The sequence below is a fragment of the Pseudomonas sp. H26/SER47-MNA-CIBAN-0231 genome (assembly GCF_040310465.1).
GTDB lineage: Bacteria > Pseudomonadota > Gammaproteobacteria > Pseudomonadales > Pseudomonadaceae > Aquipseudomonas > Aquipseudomonas atacamensis.
Genome location: NZ_JBEOPW010000008.1, coordinates 102136 through 126757 on the forward strand (window position 1 = coordinate 102136; position 24622 = coordinate 126757).

The 24622-nt window shown below is 60.8% G+C and carries 22 protein-coding genes; 13 read left to right on the forward strand and 9 right to left on the reverse strand.

The window, feature by feature from the left end; translation table 11 throughout:
• Positions 1 to 147 precede the first annotated feature (147 nt).
• Together AAEZ10_RS14660 and AAEZ10_RS14665 are read left to right on the forward strand one after the other, a co-directional pair.
• Positions 148 to 1803: a PqiB family protein gene (locus AAEZ10_RS14660; protein ID WP_122507348.1), complete on the forward strand. Its 1656-nt coding sequence runs from the start codon at positions 148 to 150 to the stop codon at positions 1801 to 1803.
• 17 nt (positions 1804 to 1820) lie between these two features.
• Positions 1821 to 2372 carry a PqiC family protein gene (locus tag AAEZ10_RS14665; protein WP_122507347.1) on the forward strand — a complete coding sequence of 184 codons (552 nt, stop codon included), beginning with the start codon at positions 1821 to 1823 and terminating at the stop codon, positions 2370 to 2372.
• A 5-nt stretch (positions 2373 to 2377) separates the two neighbouring features.
• On the opposite strand, the gene AAEZ10_RS14670 is transcribed toward AAEZ10_RS14665, so the two are convergent.
• Positions 2378 to 3316, reverse strand: coding sequence for a site-specific integrase (locus tag AAEZ10_RS14670; RefSeq protein WP_186569674.1), 939 nt, complete (start codon positions 3314 to 3316; stop codon positions 2378 to 2380).
• 243 nt (positions 3317 to 3559) lie between these two features.
• Here AAEZ10_RS14670 and AAEZ10_RS14675 point away from each other — a divergent pair, with 243 nt between their 5' ends.
• The 5 genes from AAEZ10_RS14675 to AAEZ10_RS14695 all read left to right on the forward strand — a co-directional run bounded on the left by AAEZ10_RS14675 (position 3560) and on the right by AAEZ10_RS14695 (position 9621).
• Complete coding sequence (locus AAEZ10_RS14675; protein WP_350569782.1) at positions 3560 to 4939, forward strand: UDP-glucose dehydrogenase family protein; 1380 nt, start codon at positions 3560 to 3562, stop codon at positions 4937 to 4939.
• Between the two features lie 233 nt (positions 4940 to 5172).
• Positions 5173 to 6351, forward strand: a complete 1179-nt coding sequence (locus AAEZ10_RS14680; protein ID WP_350569784.1) for an MFS transporter — start codon at positions 5173 to 5175, stop codon at positions 6349 to 6351.
• Between the two features lie 156 nt (positions 6352 to 6507).
• Complete coding sequence (locus tag AAEZ10_RS14685; protein ID WP_350569786.1) at positions 6508 to 7194, forward strand: HPP family protein; 687 nt, start codon at positions 6508 to 6510, stop codon at positions 7192 to 7194.
• 165 nt (positions 7195 to 7359) lie between these two features.
• On the forward strand, positions 7360 to 8466 hold the full coding sequence (locus tag AAEZ10_RS14690) for an enoyl-CoA hydratase/isomerase family protein (RefSeq protein ID WP_350569788.1): 1107 nt from the start codon (positions 7360 to 7362) through the stop codon (positions 8464 to 8466).
• Between the two features lie 3 nt (positions 8467 to 8469).
• Complete coding sequence (locus tag AAEZ10_RS14695; RefSeq protein ID WP_243243242.1) at positions 8470 to 9621, forward strand: acyl-CoA dehydrogenase family protein; 1152 nt, start codon at positions 8470 to 8472, stop codon at positions 9619 to 9621.
• A 362-nt stretch (positions 9622 to 9983) separates the two neighbouring features.
• Here AAEZ10_RS14695 and AAEZ10_RS14700 read toward each other — a convergent pair whose 3' ends face one another.
• From AAEZ10_RS14700 to AAEZ10_RS14725, 6 genes are all read right to left on the reverse strand, one after another.
• Positions 9984 to 10757 (reverse strand): enoyl-CoA hydratase, encoded by a 774-nt coding sequence (locus AAEZ10_RS14700; RefSeq protein ID WP_016774718.1) that lies wholly within the window; start codon positions 10755 to 10757, stop codon positions 9984 to 9986.
• 15 nt (positions 10758 to 10772) lie between these two features.
• Positions 10773 to 11900, reverse strand: a complete 1128-nt coding sequence (locus AAEZ10_RS14705) for an acyl-CoA dehydrogenase (RefSeq protein WP_073474453.1) — start codon at positions 11898 to 11900, stop codon at positions 10773 to 10775.
• Between the two features lie 142 nt (positions 11901 to 12042).
• The gene (locus AAEZ10_RS14710; protein WP_350569791.1) at positions 12043 to 13236 is read right to left on the reverse strand and encodes an acetyl-CoA C-acyltransferase; all 1194 of its coding nucleotides are present in this window, start codon (positions 13234 to 13236) and stop codon (positions 12043 to 12045) included.
• 12 nt (positions 13237 to 13248) lie between these two features.
• A complete protein-coding gene (locus AAEZ10_RS14715) occupies positions 13249 to 14010 on the reverse strand; it encodes an SDR family NAD(P)-dependent oxidoreductase (protein WP_041480381.1) in 762 nt (253 codons plus the stop codon).
• 18 nt (positions 14011 to 14028) lie between these two features.
• A complete protein-coding gene (locus AAEZ10_RS14720; protein WP_350569794.1) occupies positions 14029 to 15693 on the reverse strand; it encodes an AMP-binding protein in 1665 nt (554 codons plus the stop codon).
• 184 nt (positions 15694 to 15877) lie between these two features.
• Entirely contained in the window at positions 15878 to 16894 is a 1017-nt protein-coding gene (locus tag AAEZ10_RS14725; RefSeq protein ID WP_350569796.1) for an AraC family transcriptional regulator, read from the reverse strand.
• Positions 16895 to 17167: 273 nt separating this feature from the next.
• On the opposite strand from AAEZ10_RS14725, the gene efeU reads away from it, so the two are divergent.
• Genes efeU through efeO (AAEZ10_RS14745) form a run of 4 tightly spaced genes read left to right on the forward strand, consistent with a single transcriptional unit; the run spans position 17168 to position 21367 of the window.
• Positions 17168 to 18007 (forward strand): iron uptake transporter permease EfeU, encoded by an 840-nt coding sequence (efeU, locus tag AAEZ10_RS14730; RefSeq protein WP_130930107.1) that lies wholly within the window; start codon positions 17168 to 17170, stop codon positions 18005 to 18007.
• Between the two features lie 8 nt (positions 18008 to 18015).
• Positions 18016 to 19200 carry an iron uptake system protein EfeO gene (gene efeO / locus AAEZ10_RS14735; protein WP_350569797.1) on the forward strand — a complete coding sequence of 395 codons (1185 nt, stop codon included), beginning with the start codon at positions 18016 to 18018 and terminating at the stop codon, positions 19198 to 19200.
• A 17-nt stretch (positions 19201 to 19217) separates the two neighbouring features.
• Positions 19218 to 20516: an iron uptake transporter deferrochelatase/peroxidase subunit gene (gene efeB / locus AAEZ10_RS14740; RefSeq protein ID WP_350569799.1), complete on the forward strand. Its 1299-nt coding sequence runs from the start codon at positions 19218 to 19220 to the stop codon at positions 20514 to 20516.
• Between the two features lie 26 nt (positions 20517 to 20542).
• A complete protein-coding gene (gene efeO, locus AAEZ10_RS14745; RefSeq protein ID WP_016774710.1) occupies positions 20543 to 21367 on the forward strand; it encodes an iron uptake system protein EfeO in 825 nt (274 codons plus the stop codon).
• Between the two features lie 108 nt (positions 21368 to 21475).
• Here the strand turns inward: efeO (AAEZ10_RS14745) and pssA are convergent, their stop codons facing one another.
• Complete coding sequence (gene pssA / locus AAEZ10_RS14750) at positions 21476 to 22819, reverse strand: CDP-diacylglycerol--serine O-phosphatidyltransferase (protein WP_350569802.1); 1344 nt, start codon at positions 22817 to 22819, stop codon at positions 21476 to 21478.
• 215 nt (positions 22820 to 23034) lie between these two features.
• Between pssA and AAEZ10_RS14755 the strand changes: the two genes are divergently transcribed.
• Positions 23035 to 23598, forward strand: coding sequence for a TetR/AcrR family transcriptional regulator (locus AAEZ10_RS14755; RefSeq protein ID WP_350569903.1), 564 nt, complete (start codon positions 23035 to 23037; stop codon positions 23596 to 23598).
• A gap of 54 nt (positions 23599 to 23652) precedes the next feature.
• Positions 23653 to 24132, forward strand: a complete 480-nt coding sequence (locus AAEZ10_RS14760; RefSeq protein ID WP_073474475.1) for a nuclear transport factor 2 family protein — start codon at positions 23653 to 23655, stop codon at positions 24130 to 24132.
• A 151-nt stretch (positions 24133 to 24283) separates the two neighbouring features.
• Here the strand turns inward: AAEZ10_RS14760 and AAEZ10_RS14765 are convergent, their stop codons facing one another.
• Positions 24284 to 24487, reverse strand: coding sequence for a hypothetical protein (locus AAEZ10_RS14765; RefSeq protein WP_130930112.1), 204 nt, complete (start codon positions 24485 to 24487; stop codon positions 24284 to 24286).
• Positions 24488 to 24622: the final 135 nt, after the last annotated feature.

Here is a 24622-nt window from a genome sequence, read left to right on the forward strand (position 1 = left end):
TCAGGTCGCAACCTTCGCCAGCTCCTTGCACCGCAATCGCGTCCTATGCCAGCTATACACATTTGCTCTATCGCCAAGCACTTCTATATTGATGAGGTGCTTTTGCGTTCCTGACGCTCAGGGCCCGATTAATTGAGGAGGACATGGATGAAGTCGTCAGCCAGCGATGAGCCGCTAGCACCCGGTCAAGCGCCGATCAAAACCCGCCGTTTCGCTATTTCACTGGTATGGATCGTACCGATTGTGGCGGTGCTGGTCGGGATTTCGCTGGTGATTCACAACATCCTTCAGGAAGGCCCGGTCATCACCGTCACCTTCAAGACCGGCGATGGTCTGACCGCAAACAAAACCGAAGTCCGGTACCGCAACGTGGTCATCGGCCATGTCTCCGACGTCGAACTGGCCAACGACCATAAACACGTCAACGCCACGATCAAACTGGCCAAGCAGGCCGAAGCCTTTACCCGCGAGGACTCGCAGTTCTGGGTCGTGCGTCCACGCATCGGCGCCGGCGGGGTCTCGGGCATCGATACGCTGCTGTCGGGCGATTACATCGGCGCCGACATTGGTCAGGCCAATACCCGCTCAAAAAACTTCAAAGGTCTGGAGAACCCGCCGCCGATCACCTACGGCGAACCGGGCAAACGCTTTACGCTGCACACCGCAGACCTTGGCTCGCTGGACATCGGCTCCCCCGTTTATTACCGCAAGATTCCCGTTGGCCAGGTTGTGTCCTACGCGCTGGACCCGGACGGCAAAGGCGTCAACATCGAAGTCTTCGTGCATTCGCCGAACGATGCCTACGTCACCGAAAACACCCGCTTCTGGAACGCCAGTGGCATCGACATCAATGTCGGCGCCAACGGTTTCGCGGTGAAAACCGAATCGCTGTCGACCCTGCTGGTGGGCGGCATCGCTTTCCGCGCCCCGGACTACAGCCCCGACGATAAGCCGGCCAGCGACGACAAGAGTTTCGAGCTGTTTGCCAACCAGACCGCCGCCCTCGCCCCGCCCGACGGCAAGGCGCAATACCTGGCGCTGCGGTTTGATCAGGCGTTGCGCGGCCTCAAGGTGGATGCGCCCGTAGAGTTTCTCGGTATCGAAATCGGCCGGGTGGTGGCGGTCAATCTCGACTTTGACGAGGTCAAACGCACCTTTCCAGTGAATGTCGGCATTGTCATTTATCCGCAGCGACTCGGCCGTGCCCACGCGAAAATTCTCAAGACCTACCATGGCGACGAAAACGACGAGGCCACCGGCGCGCGCCTGATCGGCACGTTCATCGAAAATGGTCTGCGCGCCCAGGCCCGCAATGGCAACCTGCTCACCGGTCAGTTGTATATCTCGCTGGATTTCTATCCCAAAGCGCCGAAAGTCGCGTTCGACCCCAAGGCACGGCCGGTCACCATTCCGACCGTTCCCGGCAGCCTCGAACAGTTGCAGGAAAAACTCGAGGCGATGGTCAACAAGATCAACGCATTGCCGGTTGAACGCATCGCCAGCAACCTCGACGGCAATCTGGTCGAGCTGCGCAAGGGCCTGAAGCAGTTCAACGCCAGGACTCTGCCGGGTGTACAGAGCACCCTCGCCGATGTCAGCAAGACGTTGCAGTCCGCCAATGCGACCCTCGCCGAGGATTCACCGCAACGCGAGCAACTCACCGAGACCCTCGACGAGCTCGGGCGCATGTCGCGCTCGTTGCGAGAGCTGTCGGATTACCTCGGTCGCCACCCTGAGTCGCTGATTCGCGGACGCCCCGACAACGCCGCGCCGCTGGACCTTAAAGGACCGCCACGCAATTGAGCACAGGAGCTGCATCCATGGCTTTACCGTTGAAGATCACCGTGCTCGCTGCCTTCGTGCTGCTGACTGCGTGCCGTAGCGACCCGATCAGCTTTCACACACTGACTCCGGCGCAACCGGGTGCCAGCCGCAACGGCGCCGACATCGCCATCGAAAGCATCAGCGTGCCGCCACAGGTCGATCGCGCGCAGATTGTGATTCGCCAAGGCAACAGCGGCGTGGCGATTCTGGAAACCGATTGGTGGAGCGCCACTCTTGCCGATGAGTTGCGCGGCGCGCTGATCGACCAATTGAGCAGCGGTGTCGGCCAGCAGCGCGCCTCCGTGCGCATCGACGTGCAGCGCTTCGATTCGATTCCCGGCCAGTACGCCTTGATCGACGTGAAATGGCGAGTGCGCCCGCTGGGTGCGGCGGACGCGGCGCTACTGACCTGTCGCTCGGTGTTGCAGACGCCTTCAGGGCCAAGCATCGAAGAGCTGGTGACTGCGCAACAGAACAACGTCAAACGTCTTGCTGCACAAATCACTCAGGCGTCAATGGCCGCGCGCAATTGCCCTTCATCGGGCTAATCGCTTTATAAATCGAAGCGATCCACCGCCCGCCGCCGCTCGTTGTCATCGCGCACATCGTAGTTGGCGGTTGTCTGGATATTGCTGTGATGCGCCAGTTTCTGCGCGATCGACAGGTCGTGCTCTTCGATCACCCGGGTGATGAATGAACGCCGAAAATCGTGGGGCATGATTTTCACCCCGACCTGCGTACCGCGCTGGCGGGCGATGTAGTAAATCGCGTGTTTGGTGATGCGCTCGCGGGTGATGTGGCTGCCCCGGCGTATGCGATTGAACAGGAATGCATCGTCGCTCTCGCCTTCCTTGAGCTGTGAACGACGCAGTTCCAGCCAGGCGTCGAGCTTGGCAAAGGCCCAGGCCGGCGCGTACTTGATCAGCTGTTTGTTGCCCTTGCCGGTGACGGTCAGGCTACGTTCGTTGAAGTCGACCTGGCTCAGATCCAGATCCACCGATTCCGACTTGCGCATGCCGGTGCCGTACAGCAGCGCTATCACCGCCGCATCACGCAAGCCCTGCGGGCGCGGGTCGGCAGCGCAGACTTCCATCAGTTCGTGAATCAGCGTGCGCTTGAGGTTGCGCCCCTGGGACAGCCGTGTGCCGGCTATGCCCTTGACCGAACGCATCTTCAGCAGGTGATCCTGGCTGATCAGGCTCATGCGCCACGCCTCGTTCATCACCCCGCGCACGGCGTTGACGTACAGCGAAGAGGTGTTCGGTGCATAACCATCGGCACGCAAAGCGGCCACCAGCGCTACCACGTCTTCCGGTTGCAGGCCGTGCCAGGGGATTTCTTCGATATCGACGTCCTCGAAACCGAGGCGGTCAGCGGCATCTTGCAGCACATAGCGCATGGTCAACTGGCTGGAAGGTGCCAGTCGTGCCAGGTAAACGGTCAGCGGATTGCTGGTGGACGGTGCAGGTTGGGTACTCGACAAATCACTCAAACGAAACGGCCTTGAAATAAAAAACGATTCAACAAAAACAATAAATGCATGAAATGAAACGCAAAAAAACGGCGTGACTCAATGACAGGGGTTGCCGCGAAAGGCCGACAACCTGCCGTTCGAGGCCATAAAAGTCAATCGGGCATTCCCCGAACGGTCTGTTTGCTGCTTTATCAGCACGGTAGGCGAACTGAAACATCGCGCTCTTATGTTCAATGCAGGGACTTCGAACAGGAGTGCGGCATGAAGATCACGGTGTTTGGCAGTGGTTACGTCGGTCTGGTGCAAGCGGCGGTGCTGGCTGAGGTCGGTCACGATGTCGTGTGCATGGATATCGACGCGCAGAAGATCGAGCAATTGGGCCAGGGGCACGTCAGTATTTACGAGCCGGGGCTGGCCAGCCTGGTGCGCGAGGGCCTGGACTCGAAACGCCTGCAATTCACCACTGATGAGCGACTCGCAGTGTTGCATGGGCGGGTGGCGTTCATCGCGGTGGGCACTCCGTCACGCGAGGACGGCTCGGCGGACCTGCGCTACGTGTTGTCGGTCGGCGACTCGATTGCCCGGCATCGCCAGCAGCCGTTGATCGTTGTGGAAAAGTCCACGGTGCCGGTGGGCACGGGCGATGCTTTGCGCAGCCACATCGAAAAGGTCCTGATCAAGATTGGCCGCCTGTTGCAGTTCGATATTGTCTCAAACCCGGAATTTCTCAAGGAAGGTTCAGCGGTTGCTGATTGCCGGCGGCCGGATCGTATCGTCATCGGTTGCGAAGGCGCTGAAGTGCGCGATGTGATGCGCGATCTGTACGCGCCGTTCAACCGCAACCATGACCGCATCCTGTTCATGGACCTGCGCAGTGCCGAGCTGACCAAATACGCCGCCAACTGCATGCTGGCGACCAAGATCAGCTTCATCAACCAGATCGCCGAACTCGCCGAGCACCTCGGCGCAGATATCGAATCAGTGCGCCAGGGCATCGGTGCCGATACGCGGATTGGCTATCACTTCATCTATCCGGGTTGCGGCTACGGCGGTTCGTGTTTTCCCAAAGACATGCGCGCGTTGATTCACAGTGCCGAGCAGGCGCATTGCTCCAGTGATCTGCTGCAAGCGGTAGAAGCCATCAACCAGCGGCAGAAGCACAAGCTGTTTGAACGCATCAACGCGTTCTACCGTGGTGACTTGCGCGGCAGGACCTTTGCCTTGTGGGGCCTGGCGTTCAAACCCAACACCGACGACATGCGCGACGCGCCGAGCCGGGTTCTGCTCGAAGATTTATGGGCTGCCGGGGCCAGCGTGCGCGCGTTTGATCCGGAGGCCATGGTGGAAACCCAGAATCTCTATCCAAACGAATCAAAACTGATGCTGATGGGCACGCCGGAATCGGTACTGGCCGGCGCCGATGCGCTGATCATCTGCACTGAATGGCAACAGTTCAAGGCCCCGGATTTCGAGCTGATCAAACAGCGCCTCAACAGCCCGGTCATCTTCGACGGCCGCAACCTGTACGACGCCGGGCGCCTGGCGCGCAATGGTTTCCAGTATTTCCCGATAGGGCGCGGTGAATCGTGCAAGTTGCCGATCACCTTGCGGCAGAGGCCGGCGGCTTCGGATGTGGCTTGAACTGGCCCGCCGGTGGCCAGTGATGGCAGTGGACTGCACACAGACCGTGTGGGAGCTGGCTTGCCAGCGATGACGGAATACCAGCCGATTCAAATGTTGCCTGACACACCGCAATCGCTGGCAAGCCAGCTCCCACAGGGACAATGTGCATGGGGCGATGGAGGTTGACCGGTGGCGGCTGCCCAGAGAGGATGGCGTTCGCCAGCCATTCCGAATAAGGACATTCCCCATCCGTGGCCATGTATTCGCCGTTCATTCGCCGGTTGATGATCAGCTCGCTGACCGTGGTCATCAGCCGCGCCCTGGTCAGTCCGTTGCTGACGCTGTTCCTCAGCAACAAGCTCGGGCTCGATCCGCAGGATGTCGGCTTGCTGCTGGGCATCGCCGTGTTCAGCGCCACGCTGCTGTCGCTGTACGGCGGCTACATCATCGACAAGCTGGACAAGCGCCATTTGCTGATTGTCGCCATGCTCTCCAGCGGTATCGGCCTGATCCTGCTGACCTTCGCGCAGAACCTGTATCTGGTCACCCTGGTGCTGATCATCAGCGAAACCGCGTCGGCGCTGTTCCTGATCGGCTCCAAGGCAATCCTCAGTGAAAACCTGCCGGTGGGCCAGCGGGTCAAGGCGTTTTCCCTCAATTACACGCTGACCAATATCGGCTACGCCGTCGGCCCGATGATTGGCGTGGTGATTGCCGGGGTGCAGCCGTCCGCGCCGTTCATCGTTGCCGGCGCGATCGCCATTGGCAGTATTTTTCTGCTGCTCGGCGCGACCAGGGATGCCAGTCCGATAACTTCCGGCAGTGCGCCGCAAAGTTTCCTCAACACACTGATGATCCTGAAAAACGACCGCACCATGGTTATGTTCACCCTTGGCTGCCTGCTCAGCACGTTGGTGCACGGACGCTTCACCCTGTACCTGTCGCAATACCTGCTGGCCACCCACACCCAGCAACAGACCCTGGACACCATGGCCGCCCTGCTCGCCTGCAACGCAATCACGGTGATCCTCCTGCAATACCAGGTCGGTCGCTGGCTCAGCCGCGAACACCTGCGTCACTGGATTGCTGGCGGCACTGCGCTGTTCATCGTCGGGTTGATTGGCTTCAGTTTGGCGGACAGCCTGCTCGGCTGGTGCGTGGCGATGTTCATCTTCACCTTGGGCGAAATGATCATTTACCCGGCAGACTTCCTCTTCGTCGATACCCTCGCCCCGGAGGCACTGCGCGGCAGCTACTACGGCGCGCAGAACCTGGCGGCACTCGGCGGCGGGGCGAGCCCGGTGCTGTGCGGGTTTCTGCTGATGCACACGCCGGCGCCGAGCATGTTCTACGCCCTGAGCGGCTTGGCGGCGCTGGGTGGATATCTATGCTTCGTCAGCGCGCGGCGCACCTCTTCAATGCAAAAATAGTGCACTAAAACTGCATTTATATGAATTTGTCAGTATCGAGTTTGATCGGCAAACTACGCGCGTTCCTCCCCCAATGTTGGAACGCTTCGAGGGCTTTCCGGATATGCCGGACAAGTCCTTTTTTTTGTCCCGGATTTTGTAAAGGATCAGTTCTACATGCTTGCTCGCTGGTTGCCCGCTGCCATCAACACCCGGCCCACTGAATGGAGCCGTGCCGCGATCGGCATGGGCCTGGGCACGCTGTTCAGTGTGTGGATGTGCGCGCAAGTGTTCGGGCATGACGTTGCGTTTCACTTGATCGGTCCGCTCGGCGCTTCGGCGGTGCTGCTGTTCGCCGTGTCCTCCGGCGCCCTCGCCCAGCCATGGTCGATTCTCGGCGGCTACCTGTGTGCTGGCGTGGTCGCCTTGCTGGTCGCCCATGTGCTTGGCCGTACGCTGGGCAGCGCCTGCCTCGCCGCCGGCATGGCGGTGATTCTGATGTGCTGGCTGCGCTGCCTGCACCCGCCGGCCGGCGCATTGGCGTTGACCCTGGTGCTGGCCGACCCCGCGACCATCGCCATGGACTGGAAAGCCATGGAGCCGGTGATGCTCGGCGCCCTGTGCATGCTCGTCAGCGCGCTGGCCTATAACAACCTGACCCGCATCCGCTATCCGAAACGCGCTGCCGACCCGGCACCGCCAGTGGTCCCGGTCGACCGCCAGGCGATCACCGCCGAAGACTTGAAACTGGCGCTGGCCGACATGGAAGCCTTCATCGACGTCACCCCCGAAGACCTCGAACGCCTGATCCACGCCAGCGAACTGCACGCCAAGCGCCGCAGCATTACCGAAACGTTCAGATGATCCCTTTGCACTCGTCAGCTCCTACACGGACAGCGGCGCTAAGAGAAAAACGCAGATTCCCCCTGCACATATCCCCGTTGTACACGACAAATTTGCACTGTTACGATCCGCTAACGCCCGCGCGCGGGCTTTTCGAATAAAGACAATAAAAGCAGGGAGTTACTGATGACAGCTCAGGCTTCATCCCGGCGGACCCCGTCCATGGATGCCATACCAAACGACGTGCTGGCCGAGGTGCGCAATCATATCGGCCACCTGACCCTCAACCGCCCTGCGGGCCTCAATGCAATCACCCTGGACATGGTGCGTCTGCTGCAACAGCAGCTCGATGCCTGGGCGTCTGACGCCGATGTGCACGCCGTGGTATTGCGCGGTGCCGGCGAAAAGGCTTTCTGCGCCGGCGGCGATATTCGTTCGCTGTACGACAGCTACAAGAGCGGCGACACGCTGCACGAAGATTTCTTCGTCGAGGAATACGCCCTCGACCTGACCATTCATCACTACCGCAAACCGGTGCTGGCCCTGATGGACGGTTTTGTCCTCGGCGGCGGCATGGGCCTGGTGCAAGGCGCCGATCTGCGCGTGGTCACCGAGAAGAGCCGACTGGCGATGCCGGAAGTGGCCATCGGTTACTTCCCCGACGTCGGCGGCAGCTACTTCCTGCCGCGTATTCCCGGTGAACTGGGGATTTATCTGGGCGTCAGCGGCGTGCAGATTCGCGCGGCCGATGCGCTGTACTGCGGCCTCGCCGACTGGTATCTGGACAGCAGCAAACTGGCGCTGCTCGACGAAAAACTCGATCAGATGGAGTGGCAGGACACGCCGCTGAAGTCGCTGCAGAACCTGCTGGCCAAGCACGCCGTGCAAACCCTGCCCGATGCGCCCCTCCAAGCGTTGCGCCCGGCCATCGACCACTTTTTCGCCCTGCCCGACGTGCCGAGCATGATCGAGCAATTGCGCGCCGTCACTGTCGCCGACAGCCACGAATGGGCAGTCAGCACGGCGGATCTGCTGGAAACCCGCTCGCCGCTGGCCATGGCCGTGACCCTGGAAATGCTCCGTCGCGGCAGGCACCTGAGTCTGGAGAATTGCTTTGCGCTGGAGCTGCATCTGGACCGCCAGTGGTTTGCCCGTGGCGACCTGATCGAAGGCGTGCGCGCCCTGTTGATCGACAAGGACAAGTCACCGCGCTGGAACCCGCCAACCGTCGCTGAGCTGGACGCTGCCCGGGTTGCGAGCTTCTTCCATGGTTTTGATGAGAGCGGGAGCTGAGTCATGCACGATCTCGAACTGACTGAAGAACAAGTGATGATCCGCGACATGGCCCGGGATTTTGCCCGTGGCGAAATCGCGCCCCACGCCCAGGCCTGGGAAAAGGCTGGCTGGATCGACGACGCGCTGGTGGCGAAGATGGGCGAGCTGGGCCTGCTCGGCATGGTTGTACCGGAGGAATGGGGCGGCACCTACGTCGATTACGTTGCCTATGCGCTGGCGGTTGAGGAAATCTCTGCCGGCGATGGCGCGACCGGCGCGTTCATGAGCATTCACAACTCGGTAGGCTGCGGCCCGGTGCTCAACTACGGCAGCGACGAACAGAAACAGACCTGGCTGGCCGATCTGGCCAGTGGGCAGACCATCGGTTGCTTCTGTCTGACCGAACCCCAGGCCGGCTCCGAAGCGCACAACCTGCGCACCCGCGCCGAACTGCGCGACGGCCAATGGGTGATCAACGGTGCCAAGCAATTTGTCAGCAATGGCAAGCGGGCGAAACTGGCGATCGTCTTCGCAGTAACCGATCCGGATCTCGGCAAAAAAGGCCTGTCAGCGTTTCTGGTGCCGACCGACACACCGGGTTTCATCGTCGATCGTACCGAACACAAAATGGGCATCCGCGCCTCCGACACCTGCGCGGTGACGCTGAACAACTGCAGCATCCCCGAGGCGAATCTGCTCGGCGAACGCGGCAAGGGCCTGGCGATTGCCCTGTCCAACCTTGAAGGCGGACGCATCGGCATCGCCGCGCAGGCATTGGGTATCGCCCGGGCAGCGTTTGAAGCGGCGTTGGCCTACTCGAAAGACCGGGTGCAATTCGACAAGCCGATCATCGAGCACCAGAGCATCGCCAATCTGCTGGCTGACATGCACATGCAGATCAACGCCGCGCGGTTGCTGATCCTCCATGCGGCGCGGCTGAGGACGGCGGGCAAACCATGCTTGTCCGAGGCCTCACAGGCCAAGCTGTTCGCGTCGGAAATGGCCGAGAAAGTGTGTTCGTCGGCGATCCAGATCCATGGCGGCTATGGCTATCTGGAGGATTACCCGGTCGAGAAGTACTACCGCGATGCGCGGATTACCCAGATCTATGAAGGGTCGAGCGAGATACAGCGGATGGTGATTGCGCGGAATTTGAAGAACTATCAGCTGTAATGGCGTTGGCCCTTCCCCTCACCCCAGCCCTCTCCCCAGGGAGAGGGAGCCGACCGAGTCGGTTACGGATTCAGCGGCAACCTTTCAGGTCGGCGTAATTCGCCCATATCACGCGATCAGTCCCCTCTCCCTGGGGAGAGGGAGCCGACCGAGTCGGTTACGGATTCAGCGGCAACTTTTCAGGTCGGCGTAATTCGCCCATATCACGCGGTCAGTCCCCTCTCCCCAGGGAGAGGGAGCCGACCGGGTCGGTTACGGATTCAGCGGCAACCTTTCAGGTCGGCGTAATTCGCCCATATCACGCGGTCAGTCCCCTCTCCCTGGGGAGAGGGCTAGGGTGAGGGGCTTTTGAAGGTCACACACTATTTGCCTTGGAATGCAGCCTCACGCTTGGCAATAAACGCCGCCATCCCTTCCTTCTGATCCTGCGTCGCAAACGCGGCATGAAACACCCGCCGCTCGAAACGCACGCCTTCGCTCAGGTTGACCTCGAACGCGCGGTTGACGCTCTCCTTGATCATCATCGCAATCGGCAGTGATTTGCCGGCGATCACCGCCGCGACTTTCAGCGCCTCATCAAGCAGCTCATCGCTCGGCACGATCCGCGCGACGATGCCGCAGCGCTCGGCTTCTACCGCGTCGATCATGCGCCCGCTCAGGCACATTTCCATGGCTTTGGCTTTGCCCACGGCGCGGGTCAGGCGCTGGGTGCCGCCCATGCCCGGCAGCACGCCGAGGTTGATTTCCGGCTGGCCGAATCTGGCGTTGTCGCCCGCCAGGATGAAGTCGCACATCAGCGCCAGTTCACAACCGCCGCCCAGGGCGAAGCCGTTGACCGCTGCGATGATCGGCTTGCGTCGGTTGGCAACGCGATCGCTGTCGCTGAACAGGTCGTCCATGTAGATCTGCGGATAGGTCAGCTCAGCCATTTCCTTGATGTCGGCGCCGGCGGCGAAAGCTTTTTTCGAACCGGTGAGGACGATGCAGCCAATGTGCGCATCGGCTTCCAGCGTATCGAGGGCGTGGTTCACTTCGCTGACCAGTTGCGCGTTCAACGCGTTCAGCGCCTGCGGCCGGTTGAGGGTGATCAGGCCAACGCGGTCGCGGGTTTCCAGCAGAATCGTTTCGTAAGTCATGAATAAAATTCCTTGTCAGAGATTGCGCGAAATGACCATGCGCTGAATGTCGCTGGTGCCTTCGTAGATCTGGCAGACGCGCACGTCGCGGTAGATGCGTTCCAGCGGGAAGTCGTTGAGGTAACCGTAACCGCCGAGGGTTTGCAAGGCCATGGAACAGACCTTCTCGGCCATTTCCGAGGCGAACAGCTTGGCCATCGACGCCTCGACCAGCGCCGGTTGGCCGCTGTCGCGCAAGGCTGCGGCGTAATGCACCATCTGCCGGGCGACGGCAATTTGCGTGGCCATGTCCGCCAGGCGGAACGCCACGGCCTGATGCTCGATGATCGGCTTGCCGAAGGTGTCTCGCTCGCGGGCGTAATCACGGGCGGCTTCGAACGCAGCGCGGGCCATGCCGACAGCTTGCGAGGCGATACCGACGCGGCCGCCTTCGAGGTTGGCCAAGGCGATCTTGTAGCCCTCGCCCTCCTCGCCCAGCCGATTGGCCACCGGCACTTTCACATCTTCGAAGAGGATCTGGCAGGTGTCGGAGGCGTGCTGGCCGAGTTTGTCTTCGACCCGCGCGACTTTGTAGCCGGGCGAGTCGGTCGGCACGATAAACGCGCTGATCCCGCGTTTGCCGGCGCTCGGGTCAGTCACGGCAAACACGATCACGATGCCGGCGTTCTGCCCGGAGGTGATGAACTGTTTGCAGCCGTTGAGCACGTAGTGATCGCCTTCCAGGCGGGCGCGGGTTTTCAGGCTGCTGGCATCGGAACCTGCCTGCGGTTCGGTCAGCGCGAAGGCGCCGAGCATGGCGCCGCTGGCCAATGGTTTGAGGAAGCGCTCGCGCTGGTCATCATTGCCGAACTTGAGAATCGGCACACAGCCGACCGAGTTGTGCACGCTCATGATCGTCGAGCAGGCACCGTCGCCGGCGGCGATTTCTTCCAGGGCCATGGCGTACGCGAGGTAGCCGGTGTCACAGCCGCCCCACTGCTCCGGCACGAGCATGCCGAAGAAGCCCAGCTCAGCCATCTCGGCGATGGCTTCCTTGGGGAATCGGTGTTCGCGATCCCACTCGGCGGCGAACGGCTTGAGCCGCTCCTCGGCAAACTGCCGGGCCATGTCGCGGATCTGGGTCTGGTCTTCGTTGGGGATCATGGTGATTCCTTCAAATCTGAGTACGACATAGAACCCTGTGGGAGCGAGCCTGCTCGCGAAAGCGGTGTATCAGTCACGCATGTGCCGGCTGAAACGACGTCTTCGCGAGCAGGCTCGCTCCCACAGTTGATCGGCGATGCCTTCAGTAAACGCATTCCACAGCCATGGCCGTGGCCTCTCCACCGCCAATGCATATTGCTGCAATGCCGCGCTTGAGCTGTTTCTGCCGCAGCGCCGCGAGCAACGTCACCAGAATCCGCGCCCCCGACGCACCGATCGGATGCCCCAGCGCGCAGGCGCCACCGTGCACGTTGAGCTTGTCGTGGGAAATCTCCAGGTGCGTCATCGCCGCCATGCCGACCACGGCGAACGCTTCGTTCACTTCAAACAGATCCACCTGATCCAGCGCCCAACCGGTCTTCTTCACCAGTTTCTTGATCGCGCCAATCGGTGCGGTGGGAAACAGGCCAGGGGTATCCGCGAACGCAGCGTGGCCATGAATCACCGCCAGTGGTTTGAGGCCCAGTTGCTGCGCGTGGGACTGACGCATCAGCACCAACGCCGCCGCGCCGTCGGAAATCGAGCTGGAGTTGGCTGCGGTGACCGTGCCGCCCTCGCGGAACGCCGGTTTCAGCGAGGCGACCTTGTCGAGTTTGGCTTTTGGCGGCTGTTCATCGTTGCTGATCACCACCTGCTCTTTGCCGACGGTCACCGTCAGCGGGACGATTTCGTCCTTGAAGCTGCCATCCTTGATCGCCTGTTGCGCGCGGGTGGTCGAGGCAATGGCAAAAGCGTCCTGCGCCTCGCGGCTGAAGCCGTTGGCCTCGGCGCAATCCTCGGCGAAGGTGCCCATCAGGCGGCCCTTGTCGTAGGCGTCTTCGAGGCCGTCGAGGAACATCGAATCGAGCACGCGGCCATGGCCCATGCGATAGCCGGCGCGGGCGCGATCAAGCAGGTACGGCGAGTTGGACATGCTTTCCATGCCGCCGGCGATCACCACGTCGGCACTGCCGGCAAGCAGCATGTCGTGAGCCAGGATGGTGGTCTGCATGCCCGAGCCGCACATCTTGTTGACCGTGGTGCAGCGCGTCGATTTATCCAGCCCGGCGCCCAGCGCAGCCTGACGTGCCGGCGCCTGGCCGAGGCCGGCGGGCAGTACGCAGCCGAACAGCACTTCATCAACCGCGTCGCTGGCGACACCGGCGCGTTCGACCGCAGCCTTGATCGCCGCCGCGCCGAGTTGCGGTGCGGTAAGGCTTTTCAGTTCGCCTTGAAAACCGCCCATCGGTGTGCGGACGGCGCTGACGATAACAATCGGATCGTTGGCAATAGTCATGACAAATCCTCCTTACTTGGCGGCCATGCGCAAGGCGCCGTCGAGACGGATCACCTCGCCGTTGAGCATGCTGTTTTCGATGATGTGGCGCACCAGCGCGGCGTATTCGGCGGGCTTGCCCAGACGCGGCGGGAATGGCACGCCGGCGGCGAGCGAGTCGCGCACTTCCGGGGTCATGCCGGCCATCATCGGCGTTTCGAAGATGCCCGGGGCGATGGTCATCACGCGGATGCCGAAGCGCGCCAGTTCGCGGGCGGCTGGCAGGGTCAGGCTGGCGATTGCGCCTTTGGATGCCGAGTACGCAGCCTGGCCAATCTGGCCGTCGAACGCTGCGACCGAGGCGGTGTTGATGATCACGCCACGCTCGCCGTCAGCATTGGCTTCGCTCTCGGCGATCGCCGCCGCAGCCAGGCGCAGCATGTTGAAACTGCCGATCAGGTTGACGTTGATCACTTGCGCAAAACTGCTCAGGGCGTGCGGGCCGTTTTTGCCGAGGATCTTCTCGCCACGCACGATGCCGGCGCAGTTGATCAGGCCGTTGAGGCTGCCAAATGCGGCAACGGTCGCCTGCACAGCGGCTTCGGCGGCGGCTTCATTGCTGATGTCGGCAACCACACTTTGCGCACCGAGGCGCTGGGCCTGCGCGGCGACGGCTTCGGCGTTCATGTCGACCAGCATGACTTTGGCGCCGGCACTGACCAGCAATTCAGCGCTGGCGGCACCGAGGCCTGACGCGCCACCGGTGACGATAAAAACCTTGTTCTCGATCTGCATGACGGTGTTTCCTTGGATTCAAGCTGAAACGTTGTGCGCCGCGGCCTCTTGAGCCTTGGCGATTTCCTGGTTGCGCAAGATAAAGCGCTGCAATTTGCCACTCGGGGTTTTGGGCAATTCGCTGACAAATTCGATTTCACGCGGGTACGAATGCGCGGCCAGACGCTTGCGCACGTGTTGGCGCAGCTCTTCGGCCAACTCCGGCGCGGCGCGGTACTGCGCGCTCAGCACAACAAAGGCTTTGACCAGTTCGGTGCGTTCCGGGTCGGGTTTGCCGACGACCGCCGCCTCGACCACGGCCGGGTGTTCGATCAGGGCACTTTCCACGTCGAACGGGCCGACGCGGTAGCCCGAAGTGGTGATCACATCATCACTGCGGCCGACGAAGCTGATGCTGCCGTCCGGGTTCCACTCCACGGTGTCGCCGCTCAGATAGTAGTCGCCGACGAAGGCCTTGGTCGGCGCGCCTTCGTAGCCACCGAACCAGCACATCGGCGACTGCGGGCGGTCGATGGCGAGAATGCCCGGCTGACCGACGCCGAGTTCGTTGCACTGCTCATCGAGCACGACAATGCGATGGCCCGGCGAAGCGAAACCGGCCGCGCCGACATGCACCGGGTGCTTGAGGCCGTGATGATTGCACAGCACCATGCCCAGTTCGGTCTGGCCGTAATGATCGTGAATGACCACGTCGAGGTTATCGGCGAACCAGCGGATCACTTCCGGGTTCAGCGGCTCACCGGCGCTGCTGACGATGCGCAGTTTGCCCTTGATCGATTTGGCGAACTCCTCTCCCCCGGCTATCAGCAAGCGATAGGCAGTAGGCGAACCGGTGAGATTGGTGATGGCGTATTTGTTGATCACCCGGCAGGTGCTTTCGAGGGTGAACGGGCCATCGTAGAAGGTAATCGGGTGCCCCAGCGCCAACGGCCCGGTCACGCCGAAATAAATGCCGTAGGCCCATCCCGGATCGGCGACATTCCAGAACGCGTCTTCAGGGCGCAGGTCCACCGCATCACGGGTGTAGCTCTGGAAGGCGACGATGGCTTTGAGCGGCACTGACAGCGCTTTCGCCGGCCCCGTGGTGCCCGAGGTGAACATCAACAGGAACGGGTCTTCGCCGGTCAGTAACACCGGTTCGCAAACATTGGAGTGGTTGGCCAGCTCAGCCCAGAAACTGAAATCTCCACGGACAATGCCCTGACCTTTCACACCGCCAACGGTGACGATGGTCGGGCATGCGCTGACTTCACTGAGCTTGGGGCGATTGACCGCGTCGGTGACGACGACTTTCGCCCCGGAGCTGTTCAGGCGATGTTCGAGAGCTTTCGGCCCGAATGCGGTAAACAGCGGCTGATACACCGCGCCGATGCGCCAGGTGGCGAGCACAGTGATGAGCAATTCGACGTTGCGTGGCAGCAGGCCGGCAACTTTATCGCCCTTCTGCACGCCCTGAGCGAGGAGGAAATTGGCGAAACGCGCAGCTTTGTCTTGCAGATCAGTGAAGGTGTAAGTCGCACTTGAGCCGTCGCGACCTTCCCAGAACAACGCAATGCGCCCGGGCAAGGCATGGCGGTCGCAACATTCAACGCAGGCGTTGAGTGCCGCCAGCGTGCCGCTGAGCGACGCATCGACGGTGTGCTGATAATCGAACTGTTCGATGGCAGACAAGTAATCGCGCATTGCCAGAATCCCTCGGTGTTTTTATTAGGCTGGGAACCGTAAACAACACAGGGATAGTCGCGCCGCGCGGGGCTTGGGGCAATGGTCAAAGTTATCAAAGTGGCTGACTGGTTTGGCCAAGCCTTTTAAGGGGAATGGTCACGCGGCCCTGGGTGGGAGCGAGCCTGCTCGCGAAGGCGTCGGGTCAGACCACCTCATTGAGGATCAGTGTGCGGTAAGGCCCCGGGTTCGACCCCGACCACTTGCGAAACGCCTTGTAGAACGAACTGGCATCAGCAAAACCCAGGCGTGCAGCAATCTCGACGAAACTGATCGAAGGTTCTGCCAGCCAAGTGATTGCCAGCTCCTTGCGCACGCTGTCCTTGAGGCCCTGATAGGTCTGCCCTTCCTCCGCCAGACGCCGGCGTAATGTCGACGCGGACATGCACAATTGCTGAGCCAGCGCCTCGGTTTCCGGCCAATGCTCGGCGGGCAGCTGTCGCAGATCCTGCTTGATCCGGCTGGCGAGGCTGTCGGGGTCGCGGTATTTGACCAGAATGTTCGCCGGCGCCTGGGCCAGAAAGCGTTTCAGCTCTTCGGCGCTGCGCTTGATCGGCAGATCGAGGCAATCGGCGGAAAAGATCATTCGTGTACGCGGGCGCTCGAAACGCAGGTTTTCCGAAAACATCACCCGATAGTCGTCAGTGAAATCCGGTTCGGCGCAGCGCAGTTCAATCGCCAGAATCGGAATCCGCCGCCCGGCCAGCCAGCACGCGACGCCGTGAACGATCATCCAGTAAGTGAAATAGGTAAAGGCGCGGCGCGGCTCGGCGTCGTCTTCGAGCAGGACGATTTCCGCAAGGCTCTGCTGATGCACCAGTTGCGCCGGCAGTTTTTCCAGCATCAGCGACAGGAACGTCAGACCGGTATCCAGCGCCGCCGCCAGCGTCGGTTGCGCCATGGCGCTGCGACACAGAAATGCCAGGCTGCCGGACTTGAGCGGGCGCGGGTCCATGCCGAAGAACTCGTCATCACCGCGTCGTGCCAGCAGGCGCCAGAGTTTGGCGTATTGCGAGGCCGGCACCCTGCCCTCATCGGCCGTTAACAGAGCCGGATCGATGCCGACCTTGGTCAACGCCTCATCCGTCGCCGCGCCCGGGGCACAACTTTGCAGCAGCGCTTCGCGCACCAGTTGAATGGCAATGGTGTCTTTTTCCGCCATGGAGCGAGGTGAGCCTTGTTGTTTTTTGGGTGGTGGGCATCTTAACCCAGCTGCTGAAGTCACCGCAGGACCAATGTGGGAGCGAGCTTGCTCGCGAAGGCGGTGTGTCAGATAAACAAATGTCACAGGCATACCGCATTCGCGAGCAGGCTCGCTCCCACAGGAATCACAGTTGTTCAGCTAAGGTTCAGCTAAATGTCAATGAATGCCATTTGGGAATGAGTGTCATTATGTTACAACTTAGCCTCCTATCTAAATCGCTGTGGCTCGCCAATGCTCGTTCCCTTTTTGATCATGTTGCGCGAAGGCATCGAGGCCGCGCTCATCGTCGGCATCATTGCCAGTTACCTGCAACAGACCGGCCGTGGCCAATGGATGCCAGCGGTATGGATCGGCGTCTTCCTCGCCGCCGCCCTTGCCCTGCTGGTCGGTGGTGGTCTGGAGCTGGTCAGCGCTGAATTCCCGCAAAAGCAGCAGGAGTTGTTCGAAGGCGTGGTCGGTCTGGTCGCCGTGGGCATTCTCAGTTCGATGGTGTTCTGGATGCGCAAGGTCGCGCGGTCGATCAAGCACTCGCTGCAAGCCTCGCTGGATCAAGCGCTGACGCAATCCAGGCATCAAGTGATTGCACTGATCGCCATGGTCTTCTTCGCCGTCGCTCGCGAAGGCCTGGAGACGGTGTTCTTCCTGCTCGCCGTGTTCCAGCAAAGCGAAGGCCCGGGCGCGCCGGTTGGCGCCCTGCTCGGCCTGATCCTGGCGGTGATCGTCGGTTTCCTGATCTACAGCGGCAGCATGCGCCTCAACCTCTCGGCGTTCTTCAAGTGGACCGGATTGTTCATCCTCGTGGTCGCCGCCGGGATTCTCGCCAACTCGGTGCAGGCGCTGCATGAAGCCGGGCTGTGGAATCACCTGCAAACGGTGCTGTTCGACTTCAGCGCGACGCTGCCGATGGACGGCCCGCTGGGCTCGGTGCTGGCCGGCATGTTCGGTTATCAGGATGCGCCGACTGTCAGCACCTTGGGCGCGTACCTGATTTATCTGCTGCTGGCACTGGTGATGTTCTTCATGCCCGCGCCTCGCCAGGCGACGCCAACCACTTCCGTTTCCAGCCAATAAGGCCCTTCATGTCTACTACCCAAACCCCTCCGGCCCTGCGTTGGGCGCTGGCCGGCTCGGTGCTGCTGATGATCGCCGCCGGCGGGCTGTTCTGGTACGCCTCGAACATGGCCGCCGCCAAGCGTCAGCACAACCACGACGAAATCGTCGTCAACATCCATCCCCACAGTTGCGAGCCGAATGCCCTGACGGTGCCGGCCGGCCGCGCCAGTTTCCGCATCGTCAACCGCTCCGAGCGTGCGGTCGAGTGGGAAATTCTCGACGGCGTGCTGGTGGTCGAAGAGCGGGAAAACATCGCGCCGGGCCTGAGCCAAGTGATCAACGCCAACCTGCAACCGGGCGACTATGCGATCACTTGCGGCTTGCTCAGCAACCCGCGCGGCACTTTGCACGTCACACCGACGGCCGCTTCCGATGCGGCCGCCAAGGCCAAGCCCTCGATGGTGGCGTTCGTCGGGCCGCTGTCGGAATTTCGCGTGTATCTGGCCGTTCAGGGCAGCGCGTTGATCAAAGCGGTAACGGCGCTGAATCAGGCGATCGCCAGTGGCAATCTTGATCAGGCACAAGCGCTATATCTGCCGGCGCGTGCCGCTTATCAGCGTCTGGCGCCGGCGGCGCAGCGCCTGGCCGAGCTGGACAATCAGATCAATGCCCGCGCCGATTATTTCGAAAAGCGCGAGCAGGATCCGGCGTTCGTCGGTTTCCATCGCCTCGAATACGCGCTGTTCCAGCAGCGCAATCTCGATGATGTCACGCCGATTGCCCAGCGCTTGCTCGCAGATGTCACCACCCTCAAGCAACAGTTGCTCGCGCAGTCACTGCCGCCGGAGCAACTGGTGGGCATCGTCGTGCGCAACCTCAACAGCCTCGCCGAGGTGCGCGCCGGCAGCGGCGAGGAAGAACGCTACAGCCGCAGCGATCTCAACGGTTTCGCCGCCAACGCGCAGACCGCGCGCAAGGTCGTCGACCTGTTGCGCCCGATGCTGAGCAAATCCGCCGCTGACGTGTTGGCGAATGTCGACCAGGCCATGAGTGACTTCGACAAACAGCTCAACGCGTTCAAATCCGCCGATGGCTACGTCAGTTACGACGCCGTGACCGCCGCGCAACGCCAGCAGATCGCCGCCAAAGCCCAGGCTCTGGCCGCGGCAATGGATGGCATCGACCCCGCCCTCGGCCTTTCCGGCCTGTAAGCAGAAGACCACGACAGATGAACGATTCAGAACCTCTCAACCTGCAACGACGTCGCGTGCTGATGGGCATGGGCGCCGCCGGTGTCGCCCTTGCCGGCTCGGCGCTGAGCTGCCCGGCCATGGCCGCGCAGCCTGCGCAAGTCACCGAAGCGCCGAGCAGCGACAAGACCGAAGACCGCCACGATTTCCACGGTGTGCACCAGACCGGCATCGTCACCCCGCGCCCGGCCTCCGGGATGCTGGTGGCGTTCGATGTGCTGGCCAGCGATCGCGAAGACCTCGAGCGGCTGTTCCGCACCCTCAACGAACGCATCGCGTTTTTGATGAAGGGCGGCCCGGTCGCGCAGATCGACCCGAAACTGCCACCGCTGGACTCCGGCATCCTCGGCCCGGTGGTCACCCCGGACAACCTGACCATCACCGTCTCTGTCGGCGATTCGCTGTTCGACGAGCGCTTCGGTCTGGCGGCGGCAAAGCCCAAGCGTCTGCAACGCATGGTCGGTTTTCCCAACGATGCGCTGGACGCCGATTGCTGCCATGGCGATCTCAGTCTGCAGTTCTGCGCCAACACCGCCGACACCAACATTCACGCCCTGCGCGACATCGTCAAGAATCTGCCTGATCTGTTGCTGGTGCGCTGGAAACAGGAAGGCAGCGTCCCGCCGCAAGCCCCGGCCAAACCCGGTGTACCGGCGCAGTCGGCGCGCAACTTTCTCGGTTTTCGCGATGGCTCGGCCAACCCCGATTCCAACGACGCCAAGGCCATGGAGCGGATTGTCTGGGTACAACCGGACAGTGACGAACCGGCTTGGGCTGCCCACGGCAGTTATCAAGCGGTGCGCATCATCCGCAACTTCGTCGAGCGCTGGGATCGCACGCCGTTGCAGGAGCAGGAAAGCATTCTCGGCCGGGTCAAGAGCAGCGGCGCGCCCATCGGCGGCCACAAGGAAAGCGAAGTGCCGGATTACAGCAAGGACCCCGCCGGCAAACTGACCAGGCTCGATGCGCACATTCGTCTGGCCAACCCGCGCACCGCCGCGACCCAGGCCAATCTGATCCTGCGCCGGCCGTTCAACTACTCCAACGGCGTCAACAAGAACGGCCAGCTCGACATGGGCCTGCTGTTCATCTGCTACCAGGCCGATCTGGAAAAAGGCTTTATCACCGTGCAAACCCGACTCAATGGCGAGCCGCTTGAGGAATATCTCAAACCGGTCGGCGGCGGTTACTTCTTCACCCTGCCCGGCGCTACCGGCGATGACGATTTCATCGGTCGCTCGTTACTCGCTGCCACCTCCCAAAACAAAACCTCATGACACCCAACCGACACTGGAGCCGCCCCATGAAAAAGACGCCACTCGCGTTATTGCTGACCCTTGGTTTGCTCAACACCCCGCTAGCGGCGTTCGCCGCGACTGCGCCGCTGGATCTGGTGGGGCCGGTGTCGGACTACAAGATCTACGTGACCGAAAAGCTCGATGAACTGGCCAGCCACACCCAGCAGTTCACCGACGCAGTGAAGAAAGGCGACTTGGCGACCGCGCAGAAGCTCTACGCGCCGACGCGGGTGTATTACGAGTCGATCGAGCCGATTGCCGAGCTGTTCAGCGATCTCGATGCGTCCATCGATTCTCGCGTTGACGATCACGAAAAAGGCGTAAAGGCTGAAGACTTCACTGGCTTTCACCGCATCGAATATTCGTTGTTCGCGGAGAAGTCCACCAAGGGTCTGGATGCATTGGCCGACGGTTTGAACAAAGACGTGCAGGATCTGCAAACCCGTGTGGCCGGCCTGACCTTCCCGCCGGAGAAAGTCGTTGGCGGCGCTGCTGCGCTGTTGGAAGAAGTGGCGGCGACGAAGATTTCCGGCGAGGAAGACCGCTACAGCCACACCGATCTGTATGACTTCCAGGGCAATATCGACGGGGCGAAGAAGATCGTTGATCTGTTCCGTCCGCAGATCGAACAGCAGGACAAGGCGTTCGTAGCGAAAGTCGACAAAAACTTCGCCACGGTCGACAGGATTCTGGCCAAGTACAAGACTGCGGATGGCGGATTTGAGACCTATGACAAGGTCAAGGACAACGACCGCAAAGCGCTGGTCGGGCCGGTGAATACGCTGGCGGAGGATCTTTCGATGATGCGAGGGAAGTTGGGTCTGAATTGACAGAATTGGTTCGTCAGTAGCAAAGATCGCAGCCTTCGGCAGCTCCTACATTGGGCGGTGTACATCCTGTAGGAGCTGCCGAAGGCTGCGATCTTTTGCTTTTAGCGATCAGAGAATCCTGTACAGCAACCGCTCAATCCTCACCCGACTCACCCGCTTGAGAAACTTCGCCACCCCTGCCGGGTAATCTGGCAGTGTCTCCAGGGTCTGGAAGCTGTCGATCCGCGTGGTATGGCGGAAGATGTTTTCCAGCTCTTTCGCCCGTGGCTCCAGCCATTCACCTTTCGGGTCTTCGATCAGCAGCGCGTTTTCCAGGTCGAGGCGAAACGCGCGCGGATTGAGGTTGTTGCCGGTCAGCAAGGTGTAGCGCTGATCGATCCACATGCCTTTGAGGTGATAGGTGTTGTCACCGTCGCGCCACAAGTGCAGGTTCAATTGGCCGCTGTCGATGCTGTGCTGATGGCGTTTGGCAAAGCGGCGCAGGCTGATCTCGTACAGATACGGCAGCGCGGCGATCACCTTGAACGGCTCGCTCGGCGGAATGTAGAAATCGTTGGCGGTCTTGTCGCCAACCACGATGTCGATCTTCACGCCACGGGCCAGCGCGCGGTTGATCTCACGGATCACGCCCAGGGGCAGGTTGAAGTACGGCGTGCAGATAGTCAGCTGCTTTTGCGCGCTGGCGATCAGCTCGAGAATCGCCCGGTTCAGCGGGTTGTTCTTGCCGACGCCGAGCAGTGGCGTGACCGACAACCCTTCTTTACTTGTGCTGCCGGCCCCGGTGTCGTAAGTCGCGTATTTGAGACGGCTGCGCAGGTCGCCGATGTCGTTACGCAGGCTGCGCGTGCTCGGCAGGTTGGGCAGGTCGAGTCGGTGCACGGCTTTCGATTCGATCAGGCCATGCTTGACCAGGTGATGCATCGAATCCGCAAGCTCGCGACTGTGCAGCACGTGGTAACGGTCGAAACGGTACTTGTCGAGTTTGTGCAGATAGACGTTGTTGAGGCTGGCGCCGCTGTAGACCACCGTGTCGTCAATCACGAAGCCTTTGAGGTGCAACACGCCGAACAGCTCGCGGGTCTGCACCGGCACGCCGTAGATCGGCACTTCACTCTGGTGCGTGCGGGTCATGTCCTGATACCAGGCGGCGTTGCCCGGCTGCTTGCCGGCGCCAATCAAACCGCGCTGGGCGCGCAACCAGTCGACCACCACGGCGATTTCCAGCTCGGGACGCTTGAGCTTGGCCGCGTGCAGGGCATCGAGGATTTCCTGACCGGCTTCGTCCTGCTGCAAATACAGCGCGACGATGTAGATGCGCTGGGTCGCTGCGGCGATTTGCTCGAGCAGGCAGCGTCGGAATTCGGCAGCACTGGACAGAATGCTCACCGCCTCGGCGGTCAGCGCGAAGCTGCGCAGTTTAGGCAGCAGAGAACGTTTGAAAAGCAACGGCATAAGGCTCGCAAGGTTCGATTCCGAAGAGTTTGAGAGCTTACACCATCGTCTGCGCCGGGTCTTGTCAGTGTCCGTAATGGCCCCTTCGCGAGCAGGCTCGCTCCCACCGTTGAAATGCATTCCCCTGTGGGAGCGAGCGTGCTCGCGAAAGCGTTTTCACACACGCTGAAGAAATTTGCTTGACCAAGGAGAACGCTCGTTCTACTGTACGCCACATGAACGAATCAATCAGCAATGACACACGCGACATCATTCTGGATGTCACCGAAAAGTTGATCTACAAAAGTGGCATCGCTGCCACCAGCATGGATCTTCTGGTGAAGACCGCCGGCGTCTCCAGAAAAAGCATTTACCGTTACTTTGCCGACAAGGACGCACTGGTTATCGCAGCCCTTCAGCGACGCGATGTTCGCTGGATGCACTGGTTCACACAGGCTGTCGATCAGGCCGAAACCCCGGTTAATCGCCTGCTCAACCTGTTTACCGTGCTCAAGGGCTGGTTCGACTCGGAAGGCTTTCGCGGCTGTGCCTTTATCAACACCAGCGGCGAAACCGGTGATCCGCAGGATCCAGTGCGGCTGGTGGCCAAAGAACATAAACAGAAGCTGCTCGACTACGTGAGCAAGCTGTGTACCGAATATGGTGCCGAGGATCCGCAACTATTGGCCAGACAGTTGCTGATCCTGATTGAAGGCGCCATTACCGTAGCGCTTGTGATGGGTGATCACAGTGCCGCCGATAATGCGCAATGCATGGCGCGAAAGTTATTGGGCCTGTAACTCTTAATAAGCCGGACTTGTTGTTCATACATTAAATGAATCAGGAGATTGAACATGTCGACTGCAGCCCAGGTACGTCCGCCATTGCCGCCATTCAACCATGCGTCAGCGATCGAGAAGGTGCGTCTGGCCGAGGATGGCTGGAACAGCCGCGATCCGGAGAAGGTGTCGCTCGCTTACACCCTCGATACCAAGTGGCGCAATCGCGCCGAGTTCGCCAGCAACCGCGAAGAGGCCAAGGCATTTCTGACGCGCAAGTGGGCGAAGGAGCTGGATTATCGCTTGATCAAAGAACTCTGGGCCTACTCCGATACGCGTATCGCGGTGCGTTATGCCTATGAATGGCACGACGATTCGGGCAACTGGTTCCGCTCGTACGGCAACGAGAACTGGGAGTTCGATGACAACGGCCTGATGTTCCAGCGCTTTGCCTGCATCAACGACATGCCGATCAAGGAAAGCGAGCGCAAATTCCACTGGCCGCTGGGCCGCCGACCGGATGATCATCCTGGGCTGAGTGAACTTGGCCTGTAAATTCACATAGATTCCCTGTGGGAGCAGTTAGCCTGCTAGCGATAGCGGATCGTCATTCAATGAATGTGTTGAATAACCGATCGGCATCGCCAGCAGGCCTGTTCCTATCAGTTCTCCTGACCGGTTACCGGTAGAGTTCCCTGTCCTCGCCTTAATATTCCGCAGTTTTTTCCTCCCAATCAAAATTCGGATCGTTCTCATACTCGTAGGTAACCGTTGCCGAGTGTGATGCCGGGCGCATCTGAACCTTCGTAATCACCAGGATTTTTCCAGCTACAGTTCGGTTTTTGATGGTTTTGTCCCGAGCGTCTTGTTCGGTTTCATCAGTTCCGTGCAGGTCAACAATGATCTCCATCACCCATTCTCCTTTAAGTATCTTTTTACTCGCCCAACAGCGAGAAGGGTCAATGCTGGCCTTCTATACAAAATCTGGCACCTGTGAAACCTGACAGGTTTTTATATTGATTCGAACTAGCCACCGCTGCTAAAC

Bases quoted from the DNA above. Each gene is read 5' to 3' on its own strand.
- efeO (WP_350569797.1), top strand. From the start codon at position 18,016: ATGTCTACTACCCAAACCCCTCCGGCCCTGCGTTGGGCGCTGGCCGGC.
- AAEZ10_RS14660 (WP_122507348.1), top strand. From the start codon at position 148: ATGAAGTCGTCAGCCAGCGATGAGCCGCTAGCACCCGGTCAAGCGCCG.
- AAEZ10_RS14705 (WP_073474453.1), bottom strand. From the start codon at position 11,900: ATGATCCCCAACGAAGACCAGACCCAGATCCGCGACATGGCCCGGCAG.
- AAEZ10_RS14685 (WP_350569786.1), top strand. From the start codon at position 6,508: ATGCTTGCTCGCTGGTTGCCCGCTGCCATCAACACCCGGCCCACTGAA.
- AAEZ10_RS14715 (WP_041480381.1), bottom strand. From the start codon at position 14,010: ATGCAGATCGAGAACAAGGTTTTTATCGTCACCGGTGGCGCGTCAGGC.
- AAEZ10_RS14720 (WP_350569794.1), bottom strand. From the start codon at position 15,693: ATGCGCGATTACTTGTCTGCCATCGAACAGTTCGATTATCAGCACACC.
- AAEZ10_RS14665 (WP_122507347.1), top strand. From the start codon at position 1,821: ATGGCTTTACCGTTGAAGATCACCGTGCTCGCTGCCTTCGTGCTGCTG.
- AAEZ10_RS14695 (WP_243243242.1), top strand. From the start codon at position 8,470: ATGCACGATCTCGAACTGACTGAAGAACAAGTGATGATCCGCGACATG.
- AAEZ10_RS14760 (WP_073474475.1), top strand. From the start codon at position 23,653: ATGTCGACTGCAGCCCAGGTACGTCCGCCATTGCCGCCATTCAACCAT.
- pssA (WP_350569802.1), bottom strand. From the start codon at position 22,819: ATGCCGTTGCTTTTCAAACGTTCTCTGCTGCCTAAACTGCGCAGCTTC.
- AAEZ10_RS14700 (WP_016774718.1), bottom strand. From the start codon at position 10,757: ATGACTTACGAAACGATTCTGCTGGAAACCCGCGACCGCGTTGGCCTG.
- efeU (WP_130930107.1), top strand. From the start codon at position 17,168: ATGCTCGTTCCCTTTTTGATCATGTTGCGCGAAGGCATCGAGGCCGCG.
- efeO (WP_016774710.1), top strand. From the start codon at position 20,543: ATGAAAAAGACGCCACTCGCGTTATTGCTGACCCTTGGTTTGCTCAAC.
- AAEZ10_RS14710 (WP_350569791.1), bottom strand. From the start codon at position 13,236: ATGACTATTGCCAACGATCCGATTGTTATCGTCAGCGCCGTCCGCACA.
- efeB (WP_350569799.1), top strand. From the start codon at position 19,218: ATGAACGATTCAGAACCTCTCAACCTGCAACGACGTCGCGTGCTGATG.
- AAEZ10_RS14765 (WP_130930112.1), bottom strand. From the start codon at position 24,487: ATGGAGATCATTGTTGACCTGCACGGAACTGATGAAACCGAACAAGAC.
- AAEZ10_RS14690 (WP_350569788.1), top strand. From the start codon at position 7,360: ATGACAGCTCAGGCTTCATCCCGGCGGACCCCGTCCATGGATGCCATA.
- AAEZ10_RS14675 (WP_350569782.1), top strand. From the start codon at position 3,560: ATGAAGATCACGGTGTTTGGCAGTGGTTACGTCGGTCTGGTGCAAGCG.
- AAEZ10_RS14755 (WP_350569903.1), top strand. From the start codon at position 23,035: ATGAACGAATCAATCAGCAATGACACACGCGACATCATTCTGGATGTC.
- AAEZ10_RS14725 (WP_350569796.1), bottom strand. From the start codon at position 16,894: ATGGCGGAAAAAGACACCATTGCCATTCAACTGGTGCGCGAAGCGCTG.